This is a genomic window from Micromonospora sp. KC606 (assembly GCF_004348675.1).
In the GTDB taxonomy this organism is placed as follows: Bacteria; Actinomycetota; Actinomycetes; order Mycobacteriales; family Micromonosporaceae; genus Micromonospora.
Window position 1 is genome coordinate 1 of record NZ_SMKN01000118.1, and the last position, 18,252, is coordinate 18,252.

The following is an 18,252-nucleotide window of genomic DNA, read 5'->3' on the forward strand; positions in this document are numbered from 1 at the left end:
GACGAGCACGTCGAGGTCGACGTCGCTGTGCGCGGTGGCGGCTCGGCGGGCGTGGCTACCGCGGAGCAGGATGCCGACCACGGGCCGCTCGGCGGCGGCGCGGAGCCTGGTCGTCCAGTCGTGCAGGAAAGCGCTTTCTGGCAGCGGCCCGTGATCCACTTCGCCATCCTGCCGCACGGCGATACGGGCCGCAATGCCCGTTGACGGACATGGTGTCCGCTCCGAAGGCTAGTGCCCGACCATTCGCATTGCTGCCTCCGGGTACCTTTCGCCGGCGACCGCCTCGACGGGCACCGCCGCGCGCAACCGGGCCTGCTGCTCGGCGGCGAGCCGCAGGTCGGCCGCCGCCACGTTCTCCTCCAGCCAGCGCACCCGCTTGGTGCCGGGGATGGGCAGGACGTCCTCCCCCTGGGCCAGCAGCCAGGCCAGCGCCGCCTGGGCGGGGGTGCAGCCGATCTCCCGGGCCACCTCGCGGACCGCCTCCACGAGCCTGAGGTTGGCGTCGAGGTTGCCCTCGGCGAACCTCGGGACACCGGCCCGCCAGTCGTCGGCGGCGAGCTGGTCCCGGCCGGTGATCGCGCCGGTGAGCAGCCCTCGCCCCACCGGCGAGTAGGCCACCAGGGCCACCCCCAGCTCCCGGCAGGCGTCCCGCATCTCCCCCTCCACGTCCCGGGTGAACAGGGAGTACTCCATCTGCACGGCCGCGATCGGGTGCACGGCGTGCGCGGCGCGCAGGGTGGCCGGGCTGACCTCCGACAGGCCGAGCAGCCGCACCTTGCCAGCCCGGACGAGGTCGACCATCGCGTCCACCGTCTCCTCGATCGGCGTGGCCGGGTCGCGCCGGTGTAGGTAGTACAGGTCGATGGTGTCGACACCGAGCCGGTCCAGCGAGGCGTCGCAGGCCGCGCGGGCCCAGGCGGCGCCGCTGTCGACGTAGGTGCCGGCCGCACCGGCGCGGTTGCCGAACTTGGTGGCCAGGAAGACCTCGTCGCGGCGGGCCCGCACCACCGGGGCGAGCAGCCGCTCGTTGGCGCCGAAGCCGTACATGTCGGCGGTGTCGAGGTGGTCGACGCCCAGGTCGAGGGCGCGGTGCAGGGTACGGGTCGACTCGGCGTCGTCGCGGCCGGCATAGCCGTGGCTCATGCCCATGCAGCCCAGCCCGATGGCGGAGACCTCGGGTCCGCCGGCCCCCATCCGTCGGCGGATCATCGCCCATCCTCGGCCCTGCGGTAGATGTCAATCTTGTAGTCCAGCACCTTCAGGTCCTCCTCCAGTTGGGCCATCCGAGCCAGTACCCGGAGCCGGTGCTCCTCGAACAACGCCCGCCGCGCGCCCAGCGTCCGGTCCCCCAGCCGGGCCAGCTCGGCGTACCGACGCATGTCGCGCACCGGCATCCCGGTCCGGCGCAGCCGGGTGAGCAGGCCGAGCCAGACCAGGTCCGTATCGCTGTACCGGCGCCGGCCGGCGGAGTCCCGGCCCACCGGGGCGACCAGGCCCTCCTGCTCGTACCAGCGCAAGGTGTAGGTGGTCAGGCCGACCCGGGCCGCCGCCTCGCCGACGGACAGCCCTCGTTCCCGTGTACCGATGTCCACGGCCACCAGGCTTCCAGTTCGAGTGCGCTCGAAGTCAACCGTTGCGCACGGACCAAGAACTCATCTACCGTTGAGTTCAACAGATGATGAGTTTCTGGCGGAGGTGGACGGTGCAGGACGCGATCACGATCCGCGACCTGGTGGTCGACCGCGGTCGACGACGGGTGCTGCACGGCATCAGCTGCGCCGTACCGCGCGGCTCGGTGACCGGGCTGCTCGGCCCCAGCGGCAGCGGCAAGACAACGCTGATGCGCGCGGTGGTGGGGGTGCAGGTGATCGGCGGCGGCAGCGTGACCGTGCTGGGTCAGCCGGCCGGCGCGGCGCCGCTGCGGCGTCGGGTCGGCTACCTGACCCAGGCACCGAGCGTCTACGCCGACCTGACCGTGCGGGAGAACGCCCGCTACTTCGCGGCTCTGCACGGCCGGCGGGCAACCGACGCCGACCGGGCCGTGGCCGAGGTCGGGCTGGGCGGGGCGGCCACCCAGCTGGTCGGCACCCTCTCGGGCGGGCAGCGAAGCCGGGCCTCGCTGGCCTGCGCCCTGGTCGGCGAGCCGGAGCTGATCGTCCTCGACGAGCCGACCGTCGGGCAGGATCCGGTCCTGCGGGCCGATCTGTGGGCCCGGTTCCACGCGCTGGCCGCGACCGGCACGACCCTGCTGGTCTCCAGCCACGTGATGGACGAGGCGGCCCGCTGCGACCGGCTGCTGCTGATCCGGCAGGGCCGGCTGGTCGCCGACGACACCCCGGACGGGGTTCGCGCCCGCACCGGCGTCGACGACCTGGAGGAGGCGTTCCTGCGGTTGATCCGCACGAGCGAGGCCCGAGGAGGGCGGACCGATGCGCGCGAGCAGTGAGCCGGGCCGACGAGCCGCGCGGCCGCGAACGAAGGGAGACACCCCGTGAACCCGAGGATCCTGGCCGTCACCACCGGGCGCATCCTGCGTCAACTGCGGCACGACCGGCGCACCGTGGCGCTGCTCGTGGTGGTGCCGACCGCGCTGCTCACCCTGGTCCACTTCATGTACGTCGACCGACCCACCCCGCCCGGACAGCCGTCGTTCTTCGACCGGGTGGCCCTGGTGATGCTCGGCTTCTTCCCGTTCATCATCATGTTCCTGGTGACCAGCATCGCGATGCTCCGCGAACGCACCACGGGGACACTGGAGCGCCTGCTCACCACCCCGCTGGGCAAGCTCGACCTGCTCTTCGGCTACGGCATCGCGTTCGGCCTGGCCGGCGCGGCGCAGGCCGCGATCGCCTCGACCGCGGCGTACGGGCTGTTCGACCTGGAGACCGCCGGCAGCGCCTGGCTGGTCGTCCTGATCGCCGCGGTGAGCGCGGTGCTGGCGGTCGCGCTCGGCCTGCTGTGCAGCGCCTTCGCCCGCACCGAGTTCCAGGCGGTGCAGTTCATGCCGGTGGTGGTGCTGCCGCAACTGCTGCTCTGCGGGTTGTTCGTGCCGCGCGGGGAGATGGCTGGCTGGCTCCAGGCGGTCAGCGACGTGCTGCCCCTGTCGTACGCGGTCGAGGCCCTGCAGGAGGTCGGCGCGCACGCCGAGCCGACCGGCACGATGTGGCGGGACGTGGCGATCGTGGCCGGCGCGGCCGTGATGGCCCTGGTGTTGGCGGCGGCGACCCTGCGGCGGCGCAGCGGATGAGCCCGCGACGCACCGGCCGGCGGCCGGGCAACCCGGACACCCGGGAGGCGATCCTCGCGGCGGCCCGCACGGCTTTCGCCGAACGTGGCTTCGACGCGGCCTCCATCCGGGTGATCGCGGCGGCCGCGGGCGTCGACCCGGCGTTGGTGCACCACTACTTCGGCACCAAAGAGCAGCTCTTCCGAGCCACCGTCGACATTCCGGTGGACCCGGCGCAGTTGCTCCCCGCCGTGCTGGCCGGTGACGTCGACGGGGTGGGCGAACGGCTGGTCCGGATGTTCCTCACGGTGTGGGACTCGCCGGCCGGCGCGGCGGCGGTGGCCCTGCTCCGCTCGGCGGTCGCCAACGAGTGGACGGCCCGGCTGCTGCGCGAGTTCCTGGTCACCCAGGTGCTGCGCCGGGTGCTCGATCAACTGGCGGTCGACCCCGCCGAGCTGCCGCTGCGCGGCTCGCTGGTGGCCTCCCAGATGATCGGGCTGGCCATGATGAGGTATGTCGTCCGGCTGGAGCCGGTCGCCTCCGCCGCCCCGGAGGCCCTGGTCACCGCGGTCGGCCCCACCGTGCAGCGCTACCTCACCGGCGAGTTGGACCAGGGATCCGCCCGGAGCCGGAGCGGCTGAAAGCTAGGACCGGCCACGTTGTCGCGGCCTTCTACCGTGCCGGCGGCCGGTCACCGCGGCGGGCGGCCACCGCGTGGCGGCAGAGCATCGGGTGCAGCAGCCGGGACAGCTCCGCCACGTCCGCCACCGGCCGGGGGAAGGCCAGCCGGGCACGCCGCCGGGCGCCCGGTCCGCCGTAGGCCACCACCAGGCCGTGCCGGTCCAGTCGCACCACGCGCGGCTCGCCGCCGGTCAGATCGAGCTGCCGGCGCAGGTATCCGGCCACCTCGGGGCCGTGGTGGTCGGCGAGGTCGGCCAGCAGCGCGGCCTCGACCGGGTGCAGCGGGTCCGGTGCGGCGGCGGCGTACTCCGCCGGGTCGATGCGGTGCACGCCGGCGCTCTCCAGCCGGGCCTCGACCACCTCGAAGCGGTGCAGCCGGAACCGGGTGCCGACGTCGAGCAGGTCGCCGGTCGGGTCCACCGCGGCGAAGTCCGCCGCCGCGGCGCGGGCCTCCGCGCCGGTCAGCGGCGCCGCCCAGCCGGACACCCAGGCCCGGCCGAGCGACGGCGCGCCCGCGGCCGGGGGCAGGTCCAGCACGTCCAGCACCACGGCCACATCGTCGGCCGGATCCGGGGCCAGCTCGGCGGCGAGGTCGCTGACCACCGGCACGAGCATCAGCACCCGGCCGTCGACGTCCGTGGCGTGCCGGACGTGGAACGGCCCGGGTCGGTGGGCGAGGTGCACCAGGCCGGGGAGCCGGCCCGCGACCAGAGTGCGAACGATCTCGGCGGGGCTCGGTCCCATCGGACACCTCCAGCATAGGTTAGGCTTACCTAAGTCGCACCCTAGAACACCCGAGCGGAGACGTCCACCGTGAACCACCCCCGCCCCAAGGCCCGCCTGTCCCGCGCCCTCGGCATCCCGCTGACCCGCAAGTGCGTCCGCTACGTCGAACGCCGCCCCTACCCGCCCGGCGTGCACGGACGCGCCCGCCGACGCACCTCCGACTACCAGGTGCGACTGTTGGAGAAGCAGCGGCTGCGGCACCAGTACAACGTCAGCGAGGTCCAGCTCCGCCGGGCCTTCGACGAGGCCGCGCGGGCCGCCGGCAAGACCGGTGAAAGCCTCGTCGCGCTCCTGGAACGCCGGCTCGATGCCGTGGTGCACCGCGCCGGGCTGGCCCGCAGCATCTACCAGGCCCGGCAGCTCGTCGCCCACGGACACCTCTCCGTCGACGGGCGCAAGGTCGACCGGCCCTCGTACCGGCTGCGGCCGGGCCAGGTGGTGGCCGTACGGGAGCGCAGCCGCGAGCGGCTGCCGTTCCGGCTCGCGGCCACCGGGGCGAACGCCGCCGAGGGGCCCGGGCAGCCGTACCTCTCGGCCGACCTGCCCGGTCTGCGGGTCATCCTGCTGCGCGAGCCGGCCCGGCACGAGGTGCCGGTGATCTGCGACGAGCAACTGGTGGTCGAGTACTACTCGCGGTGAGGCCCGGCCCGACCCGGGCCGGCCCCGGCCGATCCCGCCGGGCCGGATCTCCACCCCGGCCTAGCGGGTCTGCTCCAGCCAGGAGGCGAAGAGCAGGCCGTAGACCGACTCCGGGTCGCCGACCAGTTCGTCGTGCGGCCCGCGCTGCACGATCCTGCCCCGGTCCACCACGACCACCTCGTCGGCGGCCTGGGCGGTGGAGAGCCGGTGCGCGATGGCCAGGGTCGTGCGGCCCCGGGTGACGGCGTCGAGAGTGCGTTGCAGGCGGACCTCGGTGGCCGGGTCCACGGCGCTGGTGGCCTCGTCCAGCACCAGCAGGTCCGGGTCGGCCACGTACGCCCGGGCCAGCGCGACCAGTTGCCGCTCCCCCACGCTCAGCGCCTCGCCCCGCTCCCCGACCGGGGTTTCCAGGCCCGACGGCAGCCCGTCCAGCCAGTCCGCCAGCCCCAGCTCGGAGAAGGCGACGGTGAGCTGGTCGTCGGTCAACTCGGGGCGGGCGAAACGGACGTTGTCCCCGACCGTGGCGTCGAACAGGAAGCCGTCCTGCGGCACCATCACCACCCTGGAACGCAGCGAGTCGAACCGGACCCGGTGCAGCGGCACCCCGGAGAGCAGCACCTCGCCCGCGGTCGGGTCCATCAGCCGGGTGAGCAGCTTGGCGAAGGTGGTCTTGCCGCTGCCGGTCTCGCCGACCACCGCGACCCGACTCTTCGCCGGGATGTCCAGGGTGACGTCGTGCAGCACCGGCGGGCCGCCCGGATAGGCGAAGGTCACCCCGGCGAACCGGATGTCCAGCGGACCGGGCGGCAGCTCCCGCCCCTGCGCGCCCGGGTCGGCCACGTCGGGGGCGACGTCGAGGACGTCGAGCACCCGGCGCCAGCCGGCGATCGCGTTCTGCGCCTCGTTGAGCACCTCGGTGGCGATCTGCACCGGCTGGATGAAGAGCGTGACCAGGAACAGGAAGGCGGTGAGCTGGCCGATGGACAGGGTGCGGTCGGCGCCCAGGGTGACACCGACGACCACGACGCCGGCCAGCGCCAGACCGGCCGCCAGCTCCCCCACCGAACTGCCCATGATGCTGATCCTGATAGCCCGCTGCTGGGCCTTCTGCTGCCCCTCGATCGCGCTGTCCAGCCGCCGGGCGGTGCGCCCCGCGATGCCGTACGCCCGGATCACCGACGCGCCGACGACACTCTCGCCGATCGCGCCGAGCAGGGTGCCCATCCGCTGCCGCACCACGCCGTAGGCCGCACCGAGGCGCTGCTGGAGGACCCGGATGAGCAGCACCGCCGGTGCGAAGGCGCCGAGCACCACCAGCGTCAACTGCCAGGAGTACGCCAGCATCACCGCGGTGGTGACCACGAGCTGGCCGAGGTTGACGAGCAGGATCACACCGCCCCACTGGAGGAACTGGGTGATCTGGTCGACGTCGCTGGTGACCCGGGAGACCAGCGACCCGCGCCGCTCGGACTGCTGGTGCAGCATCGACAGGTCGTGCACGTGCCGGAAGGCACGGGTGCGGACGTTGGCCAGTGCGGTCTCGCTGACCGTGAACAGCCGGCGCATCATCAGGTAGCCGCAGGCGGTGGTCACCACCAGCACGGCGACGGTCACGCCGACGACCCTCCAGACCACGCCCAGGTCGAGACCGCCGACGATCCCGCCGTCGATGCCGCGTTGCACCGCCACCGGCACCGCCACCCGCCCGACCATGTAGACCAGGGCCAGCACGAGCGTGCCGACCAGCCCGGTCCTCAGCTCCGGGGAGAGGGCGAGCCCCCGGCGCAGCGTCCGCCAGGTCGACTCGCTCTTCTCCACGGGTTCCGCCGCCACGCTCACCGGTCCACCTCGATCTCCAGGCCGGAGGTCAACGGGCTGACCTCGTCGTAACCGCGCTGCTGCTCGCGTTCCTGCTCGGCCTGCTCGTACGCGGTGACCAGCTCGGCGTACCCGGTGACGGCGGCCAGCAACTCGCTGTGCGTACCCCGGGCCAGCACCCGCCCCTGCTCCAGGTAGACCACCTCGTCGGCGAGCGCGATGGTGGCCCGGCGGTACGCGACGACCAGGATCGACGCGGCGGCCCGGCCATCGGTCGGGGCGCGCAACCCGGCCAGGATGGCCGCCTCCACCCGGGGGTCGACCGCGCTCGTCGCGTCGTCGAGCACCAGCAGGCGGGGCCGCCCGGCCAGCGCCCGGGCCAGGGTGAGCCGCTGCCGCTGCCCGCCGGAGAGCGAGGTGCCCCGCTCGCCGACCATGGTGTCCAGCCCTTCGGGGAGCGCGGCCACGAAGCCGTCCGCCTCGGCCAGCCGCAACGCCGCCCACACGTCGTCGTCGCCGATGCCCGGCCGGTCCAGGGTGATGTTGGCCCGTACCGTGTCGTCGAAGACGAACGGCACCTGGGCGACCAGGGCCACGTTCGAGGCCAGGGTGTCGGCGCGCAGCTCGCGGACGTCGACGCCGTCCAGGGTGACCGTGCCGGCGCGCGGGTCGACCAGGCGTGCCGCGAGGGCGGCGACGGTCGACTTGCCGGCGCCGGTCGGGCCGACCAGGGCGACCGTCTTCCCGGCCGGAACCGTGAAGGAGACCTCGCCGAGCACCTCGGCGCCGGGCAGGTGCGCCTCGGCCGGCTCGTAACCGAAGTGCACGTCGTGGAAGGCGAGCGTGGCCGGCGTCGGGTTCGTCGGGTCGAGGCGACGTTCGCCGTACGGCATCTCGCCGGTGGCGTCCAGGACCCGCCGGACCCGGTCCCAGCCGGCGACGCTGCGCGGCAGCTCGGCCAGCACCCAGCCGATGGCGCGCACCGGAAAGGCCAGCACGGTGAAGAGGAAGGCCACGCTGACCAACTCGGTGACGTTGATCGCGCCGGAGCGTAGCCGGAACGCCCCGACCACCAGCACGGCCAGGGTGCCGAGGCTGGGCAGGGTCTCCAGCATCGGGTCGAAGACGCCCCGCAGCCGGCCGACGGAGATCAGCGCGTCGCGCAGTTCCCCGGCGCGGGCGGCGAAGCGGGCGGTCTCGTGTGCTTCCCGCCCCATCGTCTTGACCACCAGGGCGCCGTCGAAGCTCTCGTGGGCGATGCCGCTGACCTCGGCGCGCAACCGCTGCGCCCGCGCCTGCCGGGGGGCCATCCGTCGGGAGTAGACCACGTTGAGCGCGAAGAGCGCCGGGAAGACCGCGAGGCCGACCAGCGCGAGCGGCCAGTCGGTGACGAAGAGCGAGACGATCGCGCCGACCAGCATGACCAGGGTGCCCACAGCGAAGGGCAGCGGGGCGATGGGGAACCAGGCGGCCTCCACGTCGGAGTTGGCGTTGGACAGCAACGTGCCGGTGGCGTTGCGCTGGTGCCAGGCCAGCGGCAGGTCGAGGTAACGGCGGGTGACCCGGCGGCGGTAGTCGGCCTGGAGGCGGAACTGCATGTAGCCGGCGCCGAGGCGTCGACCGAAGATGCCCACCACCCGCAGCACGCTGATGCCGAACAGCGCCACCGCGGCCAGGGCGAGCGTGCCGGCCGGGACGGACCCGCGGGCGATCGCCGGCACCACCACCTCGCCGACCACCGCGCCCACCACGTACGCGCTCGCGATCACCATGAGGCCGAAGAGCACGCTGCCCGTCACGGCCACCGCGAAGATGCGTGGTTGTTCCCGGATCGCCCGGCCGAGGACCGACAGACCCCGCCCGATGACGTCTCGACTCGTCCCGCTCGCCACGCTCTCCCCCGCCGTGCGCCGCTTTCCGACCCCTCATCCTTACCGGTCGGGGCCAGCCCCGCCGACCGCACGCGGTATGTCCGCCGTCACGTGTGCCGGCTCGCCGCCTTGGAGACGCCCGGCGCGCCGGGTCCGGCGGACGGGCCTACCATCGTCCTCATGCCGCGGTACGCCCGATCGGAGCGCGAGGCGCTCGCCGACCTGATGCTGGAGCGGGGCCCGGACGCGCCGACGGTCAACGAGGGGTGGACGACCCGTGACCTGGCCGCGCACCTGGTGCTGCGCGAGCGCAGACCGGACGCGGCGGGCGGCATCCTGCTGTCGCCGTTGCGCGGGTACGCCGAGCGGGTGCGCCTGCGGATCGCCGCGCGTCCCTGGGCGGCGCTGGTCGGGCAGGTCCGCCGGCCGCCGGTGTGGAGCCCGCTGAGCAACCCGCTCACCGACGAGCTGGCCAACACCCTGGAGTTCTTCATCCACCACGAGGACGTCCGCCGGGCCCGGCCGGGCTGGCAGCCCCGCGACCTGCCGTCCGACCTTCAGGGCCGGTTGTGGCAGCGAGTCGCCCTGCTGGCCCGGGCGGCGCTACGCCGGTACCCGGCGGACCTGCTGGTACAGGCCCTCGGGTACGGGGAGTTGGCCGTGGGCCGGGGCGGCGACCGCCTTCGACTGGTGGGATGCCCGGGTGAGTTGGCGTTGTTCCTCTCCGGGCGGCAGCGGGTGGCCCGGGTCCAGGTCGACGGCCCGCCCGCCGCCGCCGAGAGACTCCGCGCCGCCCGCCTCGGCCTCTGAACCCGACCACGCGATTGGACGGTCCGCCCCGGCCCCGCCACGATCGTGAGCGGGGGACCCGTCCGGCGACTACTCCGCGTCCTGCTGATCCGGTCGGCGGCGGCTCGCGCCGTCCGCGTCCTGCCCGGCCGGGCGCCGGAGTCAGCCGCCCCTGACGTTGGTGGCGACGCAGGTGGTGTTGTTCGGGCCGGAGCCGATCTTCTTCGGCTCCCTGCCGGTGTCGTTGCCCTCGAAGAGGTCGCAGAGGCCCGCCTTGCCGACACCGGTGAAACGGATGCCGTCGAGCTTCGCGGTGTCACCGAGGTTGGTGTTGATGCCGACCAGGACGCCGCCCCTGCCGGTCACCGTGATGTTGCTCAGGATGACCGAGCGGGCGGCCTGGGTCCTGCAGTTGCCGCAGGAGCGGTAGAGCTTGCCGAACGCGTCGTCGACCTGGAAGTCGCGGATGGTCACCGAGCCGCCACCAGCCCGGTTGTCCTGGAATATCTTGTCGTCGGCGTTCGCCGCGCCGCCGCCGATGATCCGCACCGTGGCGTTGCTGCCACGGAAGGTCGCGGCGTCCTCGCCCACGTCCTCCCAGAAGACGTTGCGTAGCGTGCAGCTACCCGTGCAGTGCACGCCGTCGGCGGCGGGCGCACCGATGATCACGTTCTCCAGCACCGCGCCGTCGGCCAGCTCGAACAGCGGTTTCTGGTTCTCGTCCTGACCGCCGTCACCGAGGGCGCCGCTGCCGACGAACTGCTTGTTGGCACCGTCGAACACGCCGGTCACCTTGATGGTGGTGCGCACCGTCTCGTTGCCGGCGACCGGCGGAGCGGTGCCGGCGGAGGCGATCGCGGTGGTCGCCGCGGCGGCGGCGAGCCCCACCGCCACCACCCCTGCGGCCCACCAGCGGCCACGTTCGTACTGCGTCATCAGGTACACCCTTTCTCGGTTCCGGTCCGCCCGGCACCACCGGGAGGCCGTCGGACAGGAGTACGGGAAGGGGTCTTCGCGGGATCAGACCCCGACGAGACGCCGGCCCGGAAGCACCGCTGCGCACCGACCCCCGAATCGGCCGGACAGGGGGCCACCATGCGCAGCACCGCCATGTCGGCACTGCACGAGCCTCCCTTCGTCGCGGCCCGACATCCGGGCACCGACGAGGTTGCGGCTCAGAGCCTGGACTGGGCAGGACGCCTCGGCCTGGTCGACGACGGGCCCCGGCAACGCCGACTGCGCCGGGCTGCCGCGGCGAAACTCGCCGGCCGGACCTGCCCGGCGGCCCCGCTCGACCGACTCCGGCTGCTAACCGACCTGATCACCTGATTGTTCGTGGTGGACGACGCCTGCGACGAGGACGGCCTCGGCGAAGCGGCAACCCGGCTCGCCCCGATCGTCGCCGCCCTGCTGGACGTGCTCGACCGGCTCGGCGGGCCGGACAAGCAGCCGCCGGGCGCCGCCGGCACGCTCGGGCTGGCGCTGGCCGACATCTGCCGACGGGTCCGCGACCAGCACCGGCCGACCCTGCTGCTGCGACTGGTCAGCCAACTGCGGGAGTACCTGCTCGCCCTGCTGTGGGAGGCGGCCAACCGGGAACGCCGGCGGGTGCCGGGGCTGGCCGAGTACGTGCAGATGCGGCGGCACACCGGAGGCGCCCGGCCCAGCCTCACCCTGACCGACCTGGCGTACGACCGGCAGCCCGGAGCGGGCCGGCGGAGCGCGCCGGAGGTGCTCGCCCTCGACGACCTCACCGCGGATCTGGTCTGCTGGTGCAACGACCTGTTCTCACACCGCAAGGAGCGGCAGGCGGGATCCGACGCGCAGAACCTGGTCACCGTGATCGCGGCGCAGGCCGGGCTGGACGCGGAGAGCGCCTTCCGGGTCGCGGCGAACCGGTTCAACGAGGGGTTGACCCGGTATCTCGCCTGGGACAGCGCACTGGCCGCCGACCCGGCGCTGGCCTCCTTCCTCGCCGCCCGGCGGGCCTGGATCCGGGGCACCTACGACTGGTCGTCGCGGGCGGACGGGTACGCCTGATTCCCTGTCCCGTCCCGGGACTCGGTCGCCTCAGAGTTTTGAGGGCTAGCCGACCCCCGGGTGCAGGCAATACTCTTCGGTAACCGCAGAGCGACGTGACCCCCGTCACGTCTTCCACCCCCTGAAGGCGGCTCAAAGCGATGGCTCTCGATATACCGTACCGTTCGATCCCCGATATGTTCCTCAAGCGCGTGGCCGCGACACCGGACCGCCACGCTTTCGCCCACCCCAACGCGGACGACTCCGGGCCGGTGTGGCTCACCTGGGAACAGGTCGGTCAGCGGGCCCAGGCGGTCGCCGCCGGCCTGCACGGGCTGGGTGTCGGCCTGGAGGATCCCGTGGCGATCCTGGCCAACACCCGACTCGACTGGGTGATCGCCGACTTCGGCATCATGTGCGCCGGTGGCGCCACCACCACGGTGTACCCGACCACCGAACCGGAGGACGCGGCGTACATCATCGCCGACTCCAGGTCCCGCGTACTGTTCGCCGAAGACCCGACCCAGGCCGCGAAGATCGCGGGCGCGGACCTGCCGGCGCTGACCCACGTGGTCCTGCTCGACGGGGTGCCCGACCCGGCCGCCGCCGTGCCCCAGCTCACCCTGGCCGAGTTGGAGCAGCGGGGTCGGCAGGCCCTCGCGGCGGACCCGGGCCTGATCGAGCGGCTGGTCGCCCCGATCGGCCCGGACCACCTGGCCACCCTGATCTACACCTCCGGCACCACCGGCCGACCCAAGGGCGTCGAGCTGCTGCACGGCGGTTGGTGCTGGGAGGGCGTGGCACAGTCCGACGTCGGGCTGCTGCGCGAGGACGACCTGCAGTACCTCTGGCTGCCGCTGTCCCACTCGTTCGGCAAGACGCTGCTCTGCGGGGCGACCCACGTCGGCCTGCCCACCTACGTCGACGGGCGGGTGGAGAAGCTGGTCGACATGCTGAGCATCGTCCGGCCCACGCTGATGTGCGGGGCGCCGCGGGTCTTCGAGAAGGTCTACAACAAGGCGGTCACCACGGCCCGGGACGCCGGCGGCGCCAAGGCCAAGATCTTCGCCTGGGCTGTCGCGGTCGGCAAGGAGAAGGTCGCCCTGGAGCAGGCCGGCAAGCCGCTCCCGGCCGGGCTGAGGCTCAAGTACGCGCTGGCCGAGAAGCTGGTGTTCAGCAAGCTCCAGGCCCGCCTCGGCGGGCGGATCCGGGTGCTGGTCTCCGGCGCCGCGCCGCTGAGCCCGGAGATCGCCACCTTCTTCGCCGCCGCCAACCTGCCCATCTGCGAGGGGTACGGCCTCACCGAGACCAGCGCCGGCGCGTTCGTCGCCCGGCCGCAGGCGAACCGGATCGGCACCGTCGGGCAGGCGTTGGGCGACCTGGAGTGCCGAACCGACACCGACGGGGAGATCCTGCTGCGGGGCGGGCCGGTGATGCGCGGCTACCACAACCTCCCCGGGGAGACGGCCGCCGTGTTCACCGAGGACGGTTTCTTCCGCACCGGCGACATCGGCAGCCTCGACGACGACGGCTACCTGCGCATCACCGACCGGAAGAAGGATCTGGTCAAGACCTCCGGCGGCAAGTACATCGCGCCGTCGCACATCGAGGGCATGTTCAAGGCGGTCTGCCCGTACACCTCCCAGGCGGTCGTGATCGGGCAGGCCCGCAACTACTGCACCATGCTGGTCACCCTGGACCCGGACGCGATCAAGGGCTGGGCGGCCGGCGGCCCGCTGGAGGGCCGCGACTACGCCGAGATCGTCGCCTCCCCGCAGGCGCAGGCCATGGTCGAGGAGTACGTCGCGCAGCTCAACGCCCGGCTCAACCGGTGGGAGACGATCAAGAAGGTCGCCATCCTGCCGCGCGATCTGACCATCGAGCATGGCGAGATCACCCCGTCGTTGAAGATCAAGCGGCGGGGCGTGGAGAGCAACTTCGCCGCCGAGATCGACAAGATGTACGAGGGCACGCTGGCCGAGATCTGACCGGTTGGGGTGGCCGGGCCCACGGCTCGGGGCACGGCCACCCCCACCCCCGGCGGTGCGGCGCCGCCGCTCAGAGGTGCCGGCCGCGCCAGCGGGTGTGCTCGGCCTCGGTGACACGCTCCTCCTCCAGCGCCGCCCGCCGGACCTCACGGCGCAACTCGCCGTCGGTCAGGGTCTGCGCGACGGCTGTGGCGACGCAGACCACCGCCAGCACCGCCAACGCCACCAGTTCCGGCAGCCCGGCGCCGACCGGGGCGAGCACGACGAGCAGCAGCACAGCCACGAGCGACGGCCACCGGAGCACGTGCAGCGCCCGCAGCCCGCAGGCGACGAGACTGAGCAGGTAGACCCCCACCCCACCCCAGAGCACCACGATCCAGAACCAGCCCAGCGGCGGCCCCCAGGCAGGTGCGCCCGGGGCCGCCGCCTCGGCCAGCAGGTCCTCCAGGCCCAGGGCGAAAAAGATGATGCCGGCGATCATCGGCAGGTGCAGGTACGTGTACGCGTCCCGGGCCAACCGACGCCGCGCGGTCGGCTCGCGGGTCCGGTGCAGCGTCTGCTCGACCGCCAGGGCCAGGGTGTCGAAGTACGCCCACCACAGTGCCGAGGCCACCGCGACGCCGAGCAACGCGGCGACCACCACCGGCCAGGTGAGCGGCAGTTCGGTGACGAACTTCGGGCCGAACCCCAGTGCGATGATCGACTCGCCGAGCGCGACCAGCACAATCAGCGCGTGTCGCTCCGCCCAGTGCCCGGCGGAGACCACCACCCAGTACGCCCGGCCGAGCGTGACTCCTCCGACGTACTCGATGGACAGGGCCGCGAGCCAGAGACACAACCGGATCCACCCCTGGGTGGCGCCCTCGGCGACCCGCGGCGGCACCAACGCGGCGACGACCAGCAGCCCGGTGGAGACCACCGGCAGCACGGCGAGCAAGGCCCAGCGGCGCAGCCGCGCCCGGTCGGCGCGGTGCAGCCAGCCGAAGACCCCGAGCTGGGCGGCGCGGACCACGAAGTAACAGCCGGCGAAGAAGAGCGGGCCGTTGACGCCGCCGGGCCCGTCGCGGAACGCCCCGGGCATGCTCAGCGCGAGCAGGAAGGTGGCGGCAGCGGTGACGAAGCCGACCATCGGCATGACGCCCTGGTCCGCGCGGACCGCGTTGCCGAGCCCGGCGAAGCCGGTCCAGCACCACCAGAGCAGCGCCAGCACCAGCATTGCGCCGAACAGGTTCGGCGCGGTCGCCAGGCTCGACGTGAGGTTGGTGACGGTGAGGAAGGCGAAGACGAAGACCAGGTCGTAGAAGAGCTCCAGTCGGTTGGTGCGCGAGCCGGGCGCACCGCGTCGCAGCCCGCGCGTCCCCCTTCGGCGCCCGCTCTCCACACCGGCAGTCTCGCAGCGACGCCGCCGGTCGGGCCGTCGATCGACGGCGGACCCGTCGGAAGTGGTCGGCGCCGTCGGTGGGGCGACCGGGCAGCGTGGCCGAACCGATTCGACGGTGTTTCTCAGGCGATGACCGTGGTCTCGCGCCACTGCCGCCGAGCGGATCGGTCCAGGTCGTAGCGGACCGCCGCGATCCGGCCCACCGCCTCCACCAGATCCGCGGCTGGCAGCGTGAAGGGCAGCCGCAGGAAGCGCTCCAGGGTGCCGTCCAGGCCGAACCGAGGGCCGGGCGCCAGCCGTACGCCGACGTCCTCGGCGGCGCGGGCCAGCGCACTGGAGACCGGGCCGTCCAACTCGGCCCAGAGGGTGACCCCGCCGGCCGGCACGGTCACCCGCCAGTCGGGCAGCCGCGCGGCGAGCACCTCCAGCAGGGCGTCGCGCTGGGCGGCGAGCTGGGCCCGCCGGGCGGCGACAATGGCCGGGGCGTCGGCGAGCAGGTGCACCGCCACGAGCTGGTCCAACACCGGGCTGGCCATGTCCACGCCGACCCGGGCGGCGGCGAGCCGCTGGACCTGCGGCGCGGAGGCGCGCACCCAGCCGATCCGCAGCCCGCCCCAGTAGGGCTTACTCATCCCGCCGATGCTGATCACCCGGCTGTGCCGGTCGTACGCGGCAACCGGCGGTGGCATCGGGGTGCCGTCCAGCGGCAGGTCCACGAAGGACTCGTCGACTACCAGGTCGGTGCCGGCGGCGTGCGCCGTGGCGACCACCCGCTCCCTCAGGCCGGCCGGCATCAGGTGGCCGGTCGGGTTCTGGAAGTCGGGGATCAGGTAGGCCAGCTTGGGGCGCGTCTGACGGATGCTGCCCAGCAGCAGGTCCGGATCCCACCCGACGCCGTCGGTGGCCAGGCCGTGAGTGGTGATCCGGGCGCGGCGCGCGGCGAGCGCGGCCAGCGCGTTGGGATAGGTGGGCGACTCGACCAGCACGCTGCCACCGGGGGCCAGCGCCAGGCGCAGCACGAGGTCCAGCGCGTGCTGGGTACCGCTGGTGACCATGATCTGCTCGGCGCTGGTGGGCAGCCCTCGGTCGGTGTACGACCGGGCGACCGCCTCGCGCAGCTCGATGATCCCGGTCGGGTGGTAGCCGGCGCCGCCCAGGTACCGGGACAGGTCCTCGGTGGCGGCCCGGGCGGCCGGGACGAGTTGGGGCGGGGCGGCCAGCGCGGCGACCCCGAGGTCGATCATGTCCTGGTCGTCGAGCGGCGTCCACAGCCCGGTGCTGGCGACCCGGTGGGTGCCCGGCAGCATCGTCCAGCTTCCCGCGCCGCGTCGGCTGGCGAGGTGGCCGGTGTCGCGGAGTTGCCGGTAGGCGGCGGTGACCGTGGTCCGGCTGATCCGCAGCGCCTCGGCGAGTTCCCGCTCGGCGGGCAGGCGTATCCCGAGCGGGAGCCGGCCGTCGGCGAGCAGGCCGCGGACGGCGGCCGCGAGGGCGGCGTAGTCCGGATTGCGGCGGCGGCCGGGTAGGGCGTGCCACTGCCCCAGCAACCGGGCTAATTGGGCTCCCCGAACCTGGCTGGTCATGGCCACCTTCCCTAAATTGGTTCTTCTATCGTGCGGATTGGCCATTAGATTGGCATGCATGGCGCTGATTGGCAATCTCCGATATCGACCGGTTCGACGGCTGGTCCAGCTCTACACCGGCCTGGTCCTCTACGGCGTCAGCATGGCGTTGATGATCCGCTCCGGGCTCGGGCTGAACCCGTGGGACGTCTTCCACCAGGGGCTCGCCCGGCAGACCGGGATGTCGGTGGGCGCGGCCAGCATCCTGGTCGGCGCCACGGTGCTGCTGCTCTGGATCCCGCTGCGACAGCGGCCGGGCCTCGGCACGCTCAGCAACGTGGTGGTGATCGGGCTGGCCGTCGACGCCGCCGTGGCCATCCTCCCGGCCGACCTGCCGCTGCCGGCCCGGGTCGTGCTGCTGGTCACCGGCATCGTCGCCAACGGTGCCGCCACCGGTCTCTACCTTGGCGCCAACCTCGGCCCCGGCCCCCGCGACGGGCTGATGACCGGGCTGGTCGCCCGCCGCCCCGGCTGGTCGGTGCGGCTGGTCCGCACCGCCATCGAGGTGGTCGTGCTGGCCTCGGGCGTCCTGCTCGGCGGCACCGTGGGCCTCGGAACGGTCGGCTACGCGCTGGCGATCGGCCCGCTGGCCCAGCTGTTCATCCCCGTCTTCGCCCTCAGTCACCGGGCCGCTCCGGAAACGACCCCCGCCACCCCGGCCCTGACCTGCGCGGACGTGCCCGGCGGAAAGTAGGTGTTTCCTCCGCCGACACCGCCGGGCATCATTCCTGCATGGTGGTGGACGCATGGCGGTGGACGGACGCCTGGATTTTCGTGTCTCTGGTGATCGCGAGCGGCGCGGGGCGGCACCGCCGTGCCGTCGACTCCCGGCGCCCGGAGGGCGTCCGGCTCGCTGACGTCCTGTCCACAGCGGACCACCTCAACCAGAGCATCCCCGACCGGGAGGACGTCGAGACAGCGGTCCGCCGGCTGGTCGGCTCCGGGCTGGTCAGCGTGAGCGACGGCTGGTTCCGGATCACCCCGGACGGGGAGCGGCTCTGGCGGACCAGGCCGCGCGCCGGGTTCGGAACCACCGTGGACACCGTGCAGGGGGTGTTGGCCCGCCGGCACGGCACGCCCGGCGACGCCGAGTGGCACCTGCCCGAGCAGGAGCACGCCGCGGCGGTGCAGGAGTACCTGGTCAGGTCGATTCCCGCTCCGCGCCGCTCGCCCGAGGGCCAGTCCGGCCGCTGAGGCGGCCCGACACGCTCACCAGCCCAAGGCGCCCGACACGCTCACCACCCCTCACGGCGCGACACGCTCAGCTACACCTACACCAATTTGATCTCTGCTCGCGGCCTTCATGACCAACTCTGCTTGCGCCGCTTCGGGGTGTCCGACCGCCCGGACGCCCCCACTTGCCGCAACTCGCGAGCGCGGCCGGACGGGCGCGGGGCCGGACGGTGCGACGGGGCAGGGTCGGACGGGATAGGGC

Annotated in this window: 19 protein-coding genes; 11 read left to right on the forward strand and 8 right to left on the reverse strand. The window is 73.3% G+C overall.

The genetic code is table 11. The annotated features are described in order from the left end of the window. The coding region (locus E1193_RS32010; protein ID WP_165945787.1) for a hypothetical protein at positions 1-204 on the forward strand (204 nt) is incomplete at its 5' end. Between the two features lie 24 nt (positions 205-228). Here the strand turns inward: E1193_RS32010 and E1193_RS20485 are convergent. Continuing rightward, positions 229-1,209: an aldo/keto reductase gene (locus E1193_RS20485; RefSeq protein ID WP_132184808.1), complete on the reverse strand. Its 981-nt coding sequence runs from the start codon at positions 1,207-1,209 to the stop codon at positions 229-231. Further along, positions 1,206-1,592: a MerR family transcriptional regulator gene (locus E1193_RS20490; RefSeq protein WP_132184809.1), complete on the reverse strand. Its 387-nt coding sequence runs from the start codon at positions 1,590-1,592 to the stop codon at positions 1,206-1,208. Before E1193_RS20490 ends, E1193_RS20485 begins: the two co-directional genes overlap by 4 nt. A gap of 110 nt (positions 1,593-1,702) precedes the next feature. Here E1193_RS20490 and E1193_RS20495 point away from each other — a divergent pair, with 110 nt between their 5' ends. From E1193_RS20495 to E1193_RS20505, 3 genes are read left to right on the forward strand one after another with little or no spacing between them, the layout of a single operon-like run. Then, positions 1,703-2,446 carry an ABC transporter ATP-binding protein gene (locus E1193_RS20495; protein ID WP_132184810.1) on the forward strand — a complete coding sequence of 248 codons (744 nt, stop codon included), beginning with the start codon at positions 1,703-1,705 and terminating at the stop codon, positions 2,444-2,446. A 45-nt stretch (positions 2,447-2,491) separates the two neighbouring features. Next, on the forward strand, positions 2,492-3,247 hold the full coding sequence (locus E1193_RS20500; protein WP_132184811.1) for an ABC transporter permease: 756 nt from the start codon (positions 2,492-2,494) through the stop codon (positions 3,245-3,247). Beyond that, the gene (locus tag E1193_RS20505) at positions 3,244-3,867 is read left to right on the forward strand and encodes a TetR family transcriptional regulator (protein WP_132184812.1); all 624 of its coding nucleotides are present in this window, start codon (positions 3,244-3,246) and stop codon (positions 3,865-3,867) included. Before E1193_RS20500 ends, E1193_RS20505 begins: the two co-directional genes overlap by 4 nt. A gap of 31 nt (positions 3,868-3,898) precedes the next feature. Here the strand turns inward: E1193_RS20505 and E1193_RS20510 are convergent, their stop codons facing one another. Beyond that, positions 3,899-4,651 (reverse strand): DUF2470 domain-containing protein, encoded by a 753-nt coding sequence (locus E1193_RS20510; protein ID WP_132184813.1) that lies wholly within the window; start codon positions 4,649-4,651, stop codon positions 3,899-3,901. Positions 4,652-4,720: 69 nt separating this feature from the next. On the opposite strand from E1193_RS20510, the gene rpsD reads away from it, so the two are divergent. Next, positions 4,721-5,332 (forward strand): 30S ribosomal protein S4, encoded by a 612-nt coding sequence (gene rpsD / locus E1193_RS20515; protein WP_132184814.1) that lies wholly within the window; start codon positions 4,721-4,723, stop codon positions 5,330-5,332. Positions 5,333-5,392: 60 nt separating this feature from the next. Here rpsD and E1193_RS20520 read toward each other — a convergent pair whose 3' ends face one another. Then, entirely contained in the window at positions 5,393-7,165 is a 1,773-nt protein-coding gene (locus E1193_RS20520) for an ABC transporter ATP-binding protein (protein ID WP_132184821.1), read from the reverse strand. Positions 7,166-7,167: 2 nt separating this feature from the next. After that, a complete protein-coding gene (locus E1193_RS20525; protein ID WP_132184815.1) occupies positions 7,168-9,042 on the reverse strand; it encodes an ABC transporter ATP-binding protein in 1,875 nt (624 codons plus the stop codon). Between the two features lie 159 nt (positions 9,043-9,201). Here E1193_RS20525 and E1193_RS20530 point away from each other — a divergent pair, with 159 nt between their 5' ends. Further along, on the forward strand, positions 9,202-9,831 hold the full coding sequence (locus E1193_RS20530) for a TIGR03085 family metal-binding protein (RefSeq protein ID WP_132184816.1): 630 nt from the start codon (positions 9,202-9,204) through the stop codon (positions 9,829-9,831). A 141-nt stretch (positions 9,832-9,972) separates the two neighbouring features. Here the strand turns inward: E1193_RS20530 and E1193_RS20535 are convergent, their stop codons facing one another. After that, positions 9,973-10,746 (reverse strand): pectate lyase, encoded by a 774-nt coding sequence (locus tag E1193_RS20535; RefSeq protein WP_132184817.1) that lies wholly within the window; start codon positions 10,744-10,746, stop codon positions 9,973-9,975. Positions 10,747-10,905: 159 nt separating this feature from the next. On the opposite strand from E1193_RS20535, the gene E1193_RS33305 reads away from it, so the two are divergent. The 3 genes from E1193_RS33305 (at position 10,906) to E1193_RS20545 (ending at position 13,817) form a co-directional block, all read left to right on the forward strand. After that, a complete protein-coding gene (locus tag E1193_RS33305) occupies positions 10,906-11,139 on the forward strand; it encodes a hypothetical protein (RefSeq protein ID WP_243707804.1) in 234 nt (77 codons plus the stop codon). A gap of 6 nt (positions 11,140-11,145) precedes the next feature. Beyond that, a complete protein-coding gene (locus E1193_RS20540) occupies positions 11,146-11,850 on the forward strand; it encodes a terpene synthase family protein (RefSeq protein ID WP_243707805.1) in 705 nt (234 codons plus the stop codon). Between the two features lie 140 nt (positions 11,851-11,990). After that, positions 11,991-13,817 carry a long-chain fatty acid--CoA ligase gene (locus E1193_RS20545; RefSeq protein ID WP_132184818.1) on the forward strand — a complete coding sequence of 609 codons (1,827 nt, stop codon included), beginning with the start codon at positions 11,991-11,993 and terminating at the stop codon, positions 13,815-13,817. A 70-nt stretch (positions 13,818-13,887) separates the two neighbouring features. On the opposite strand, the gene E1193_RS20550 is transcribed toward E1193_RS20545, so the two are convergent. Both E1193_RS20550 and E1193_RS20555 read right to left on the reverse strand, forming a co-directional pair. Continuing rightward, the gene (locus tag E1193_RS20550; protein WP_243707806.1) at positions 13,888-15,198 is read right to left on the reverse strand and encodes a low temperature requirement protein A; all 1,311 of its coding nucleotides are present in this window, start codon (positions 15,196-15,198) and stop codon (positions 13,888-13,890) included. Positions 15,199-15,320: 122 nt separating this feature from the next. Then, complete coding sequence (locus E1193_RS20555) at positions 15,321-16,778, reverse strand: PLP-dependent aminotransferase family protein (protein ID WP_132184819.1); 1,458 nt, start codon at positions 16,776-16,778, stop codon at positions 15,321-15,323. Positions 16,779-16,836: 58 nt separating this feature from the next. Here E1193_RS20555 and E1193_RS20560 point away from each other — a divergent pair, with 58 nt between their 5' ends. Both E1193_RS20560 and E1193_RS20565 read left to right on the forward strand, forming a co-directional pair. Then, positions 16,837-17,511, forward strand: coding sequence for a hypothetical protein (locus tag E1193_RS20560; protein WP_243707807.1), 675 nt, complete (start codon positions 16,837-16,839; stop codon positions 17,509-17,511). A 38-nt stretch (positions 17,512-17,549) separates the two neighbouring features. Beyond that, the gene (locus E1193_RS20565; protein WP_132184820.1) at positions 17,550-18,011 is read left to right on the forward strand and encodes a hypothetical protein; all 462 of its coding nucleotides are present in this window, start codon (positions 17,550-17,552) and stop codon (positions 18,009-18,011) included. Positions 18,012-18,252: the final 241 nt, after the last annotated feature.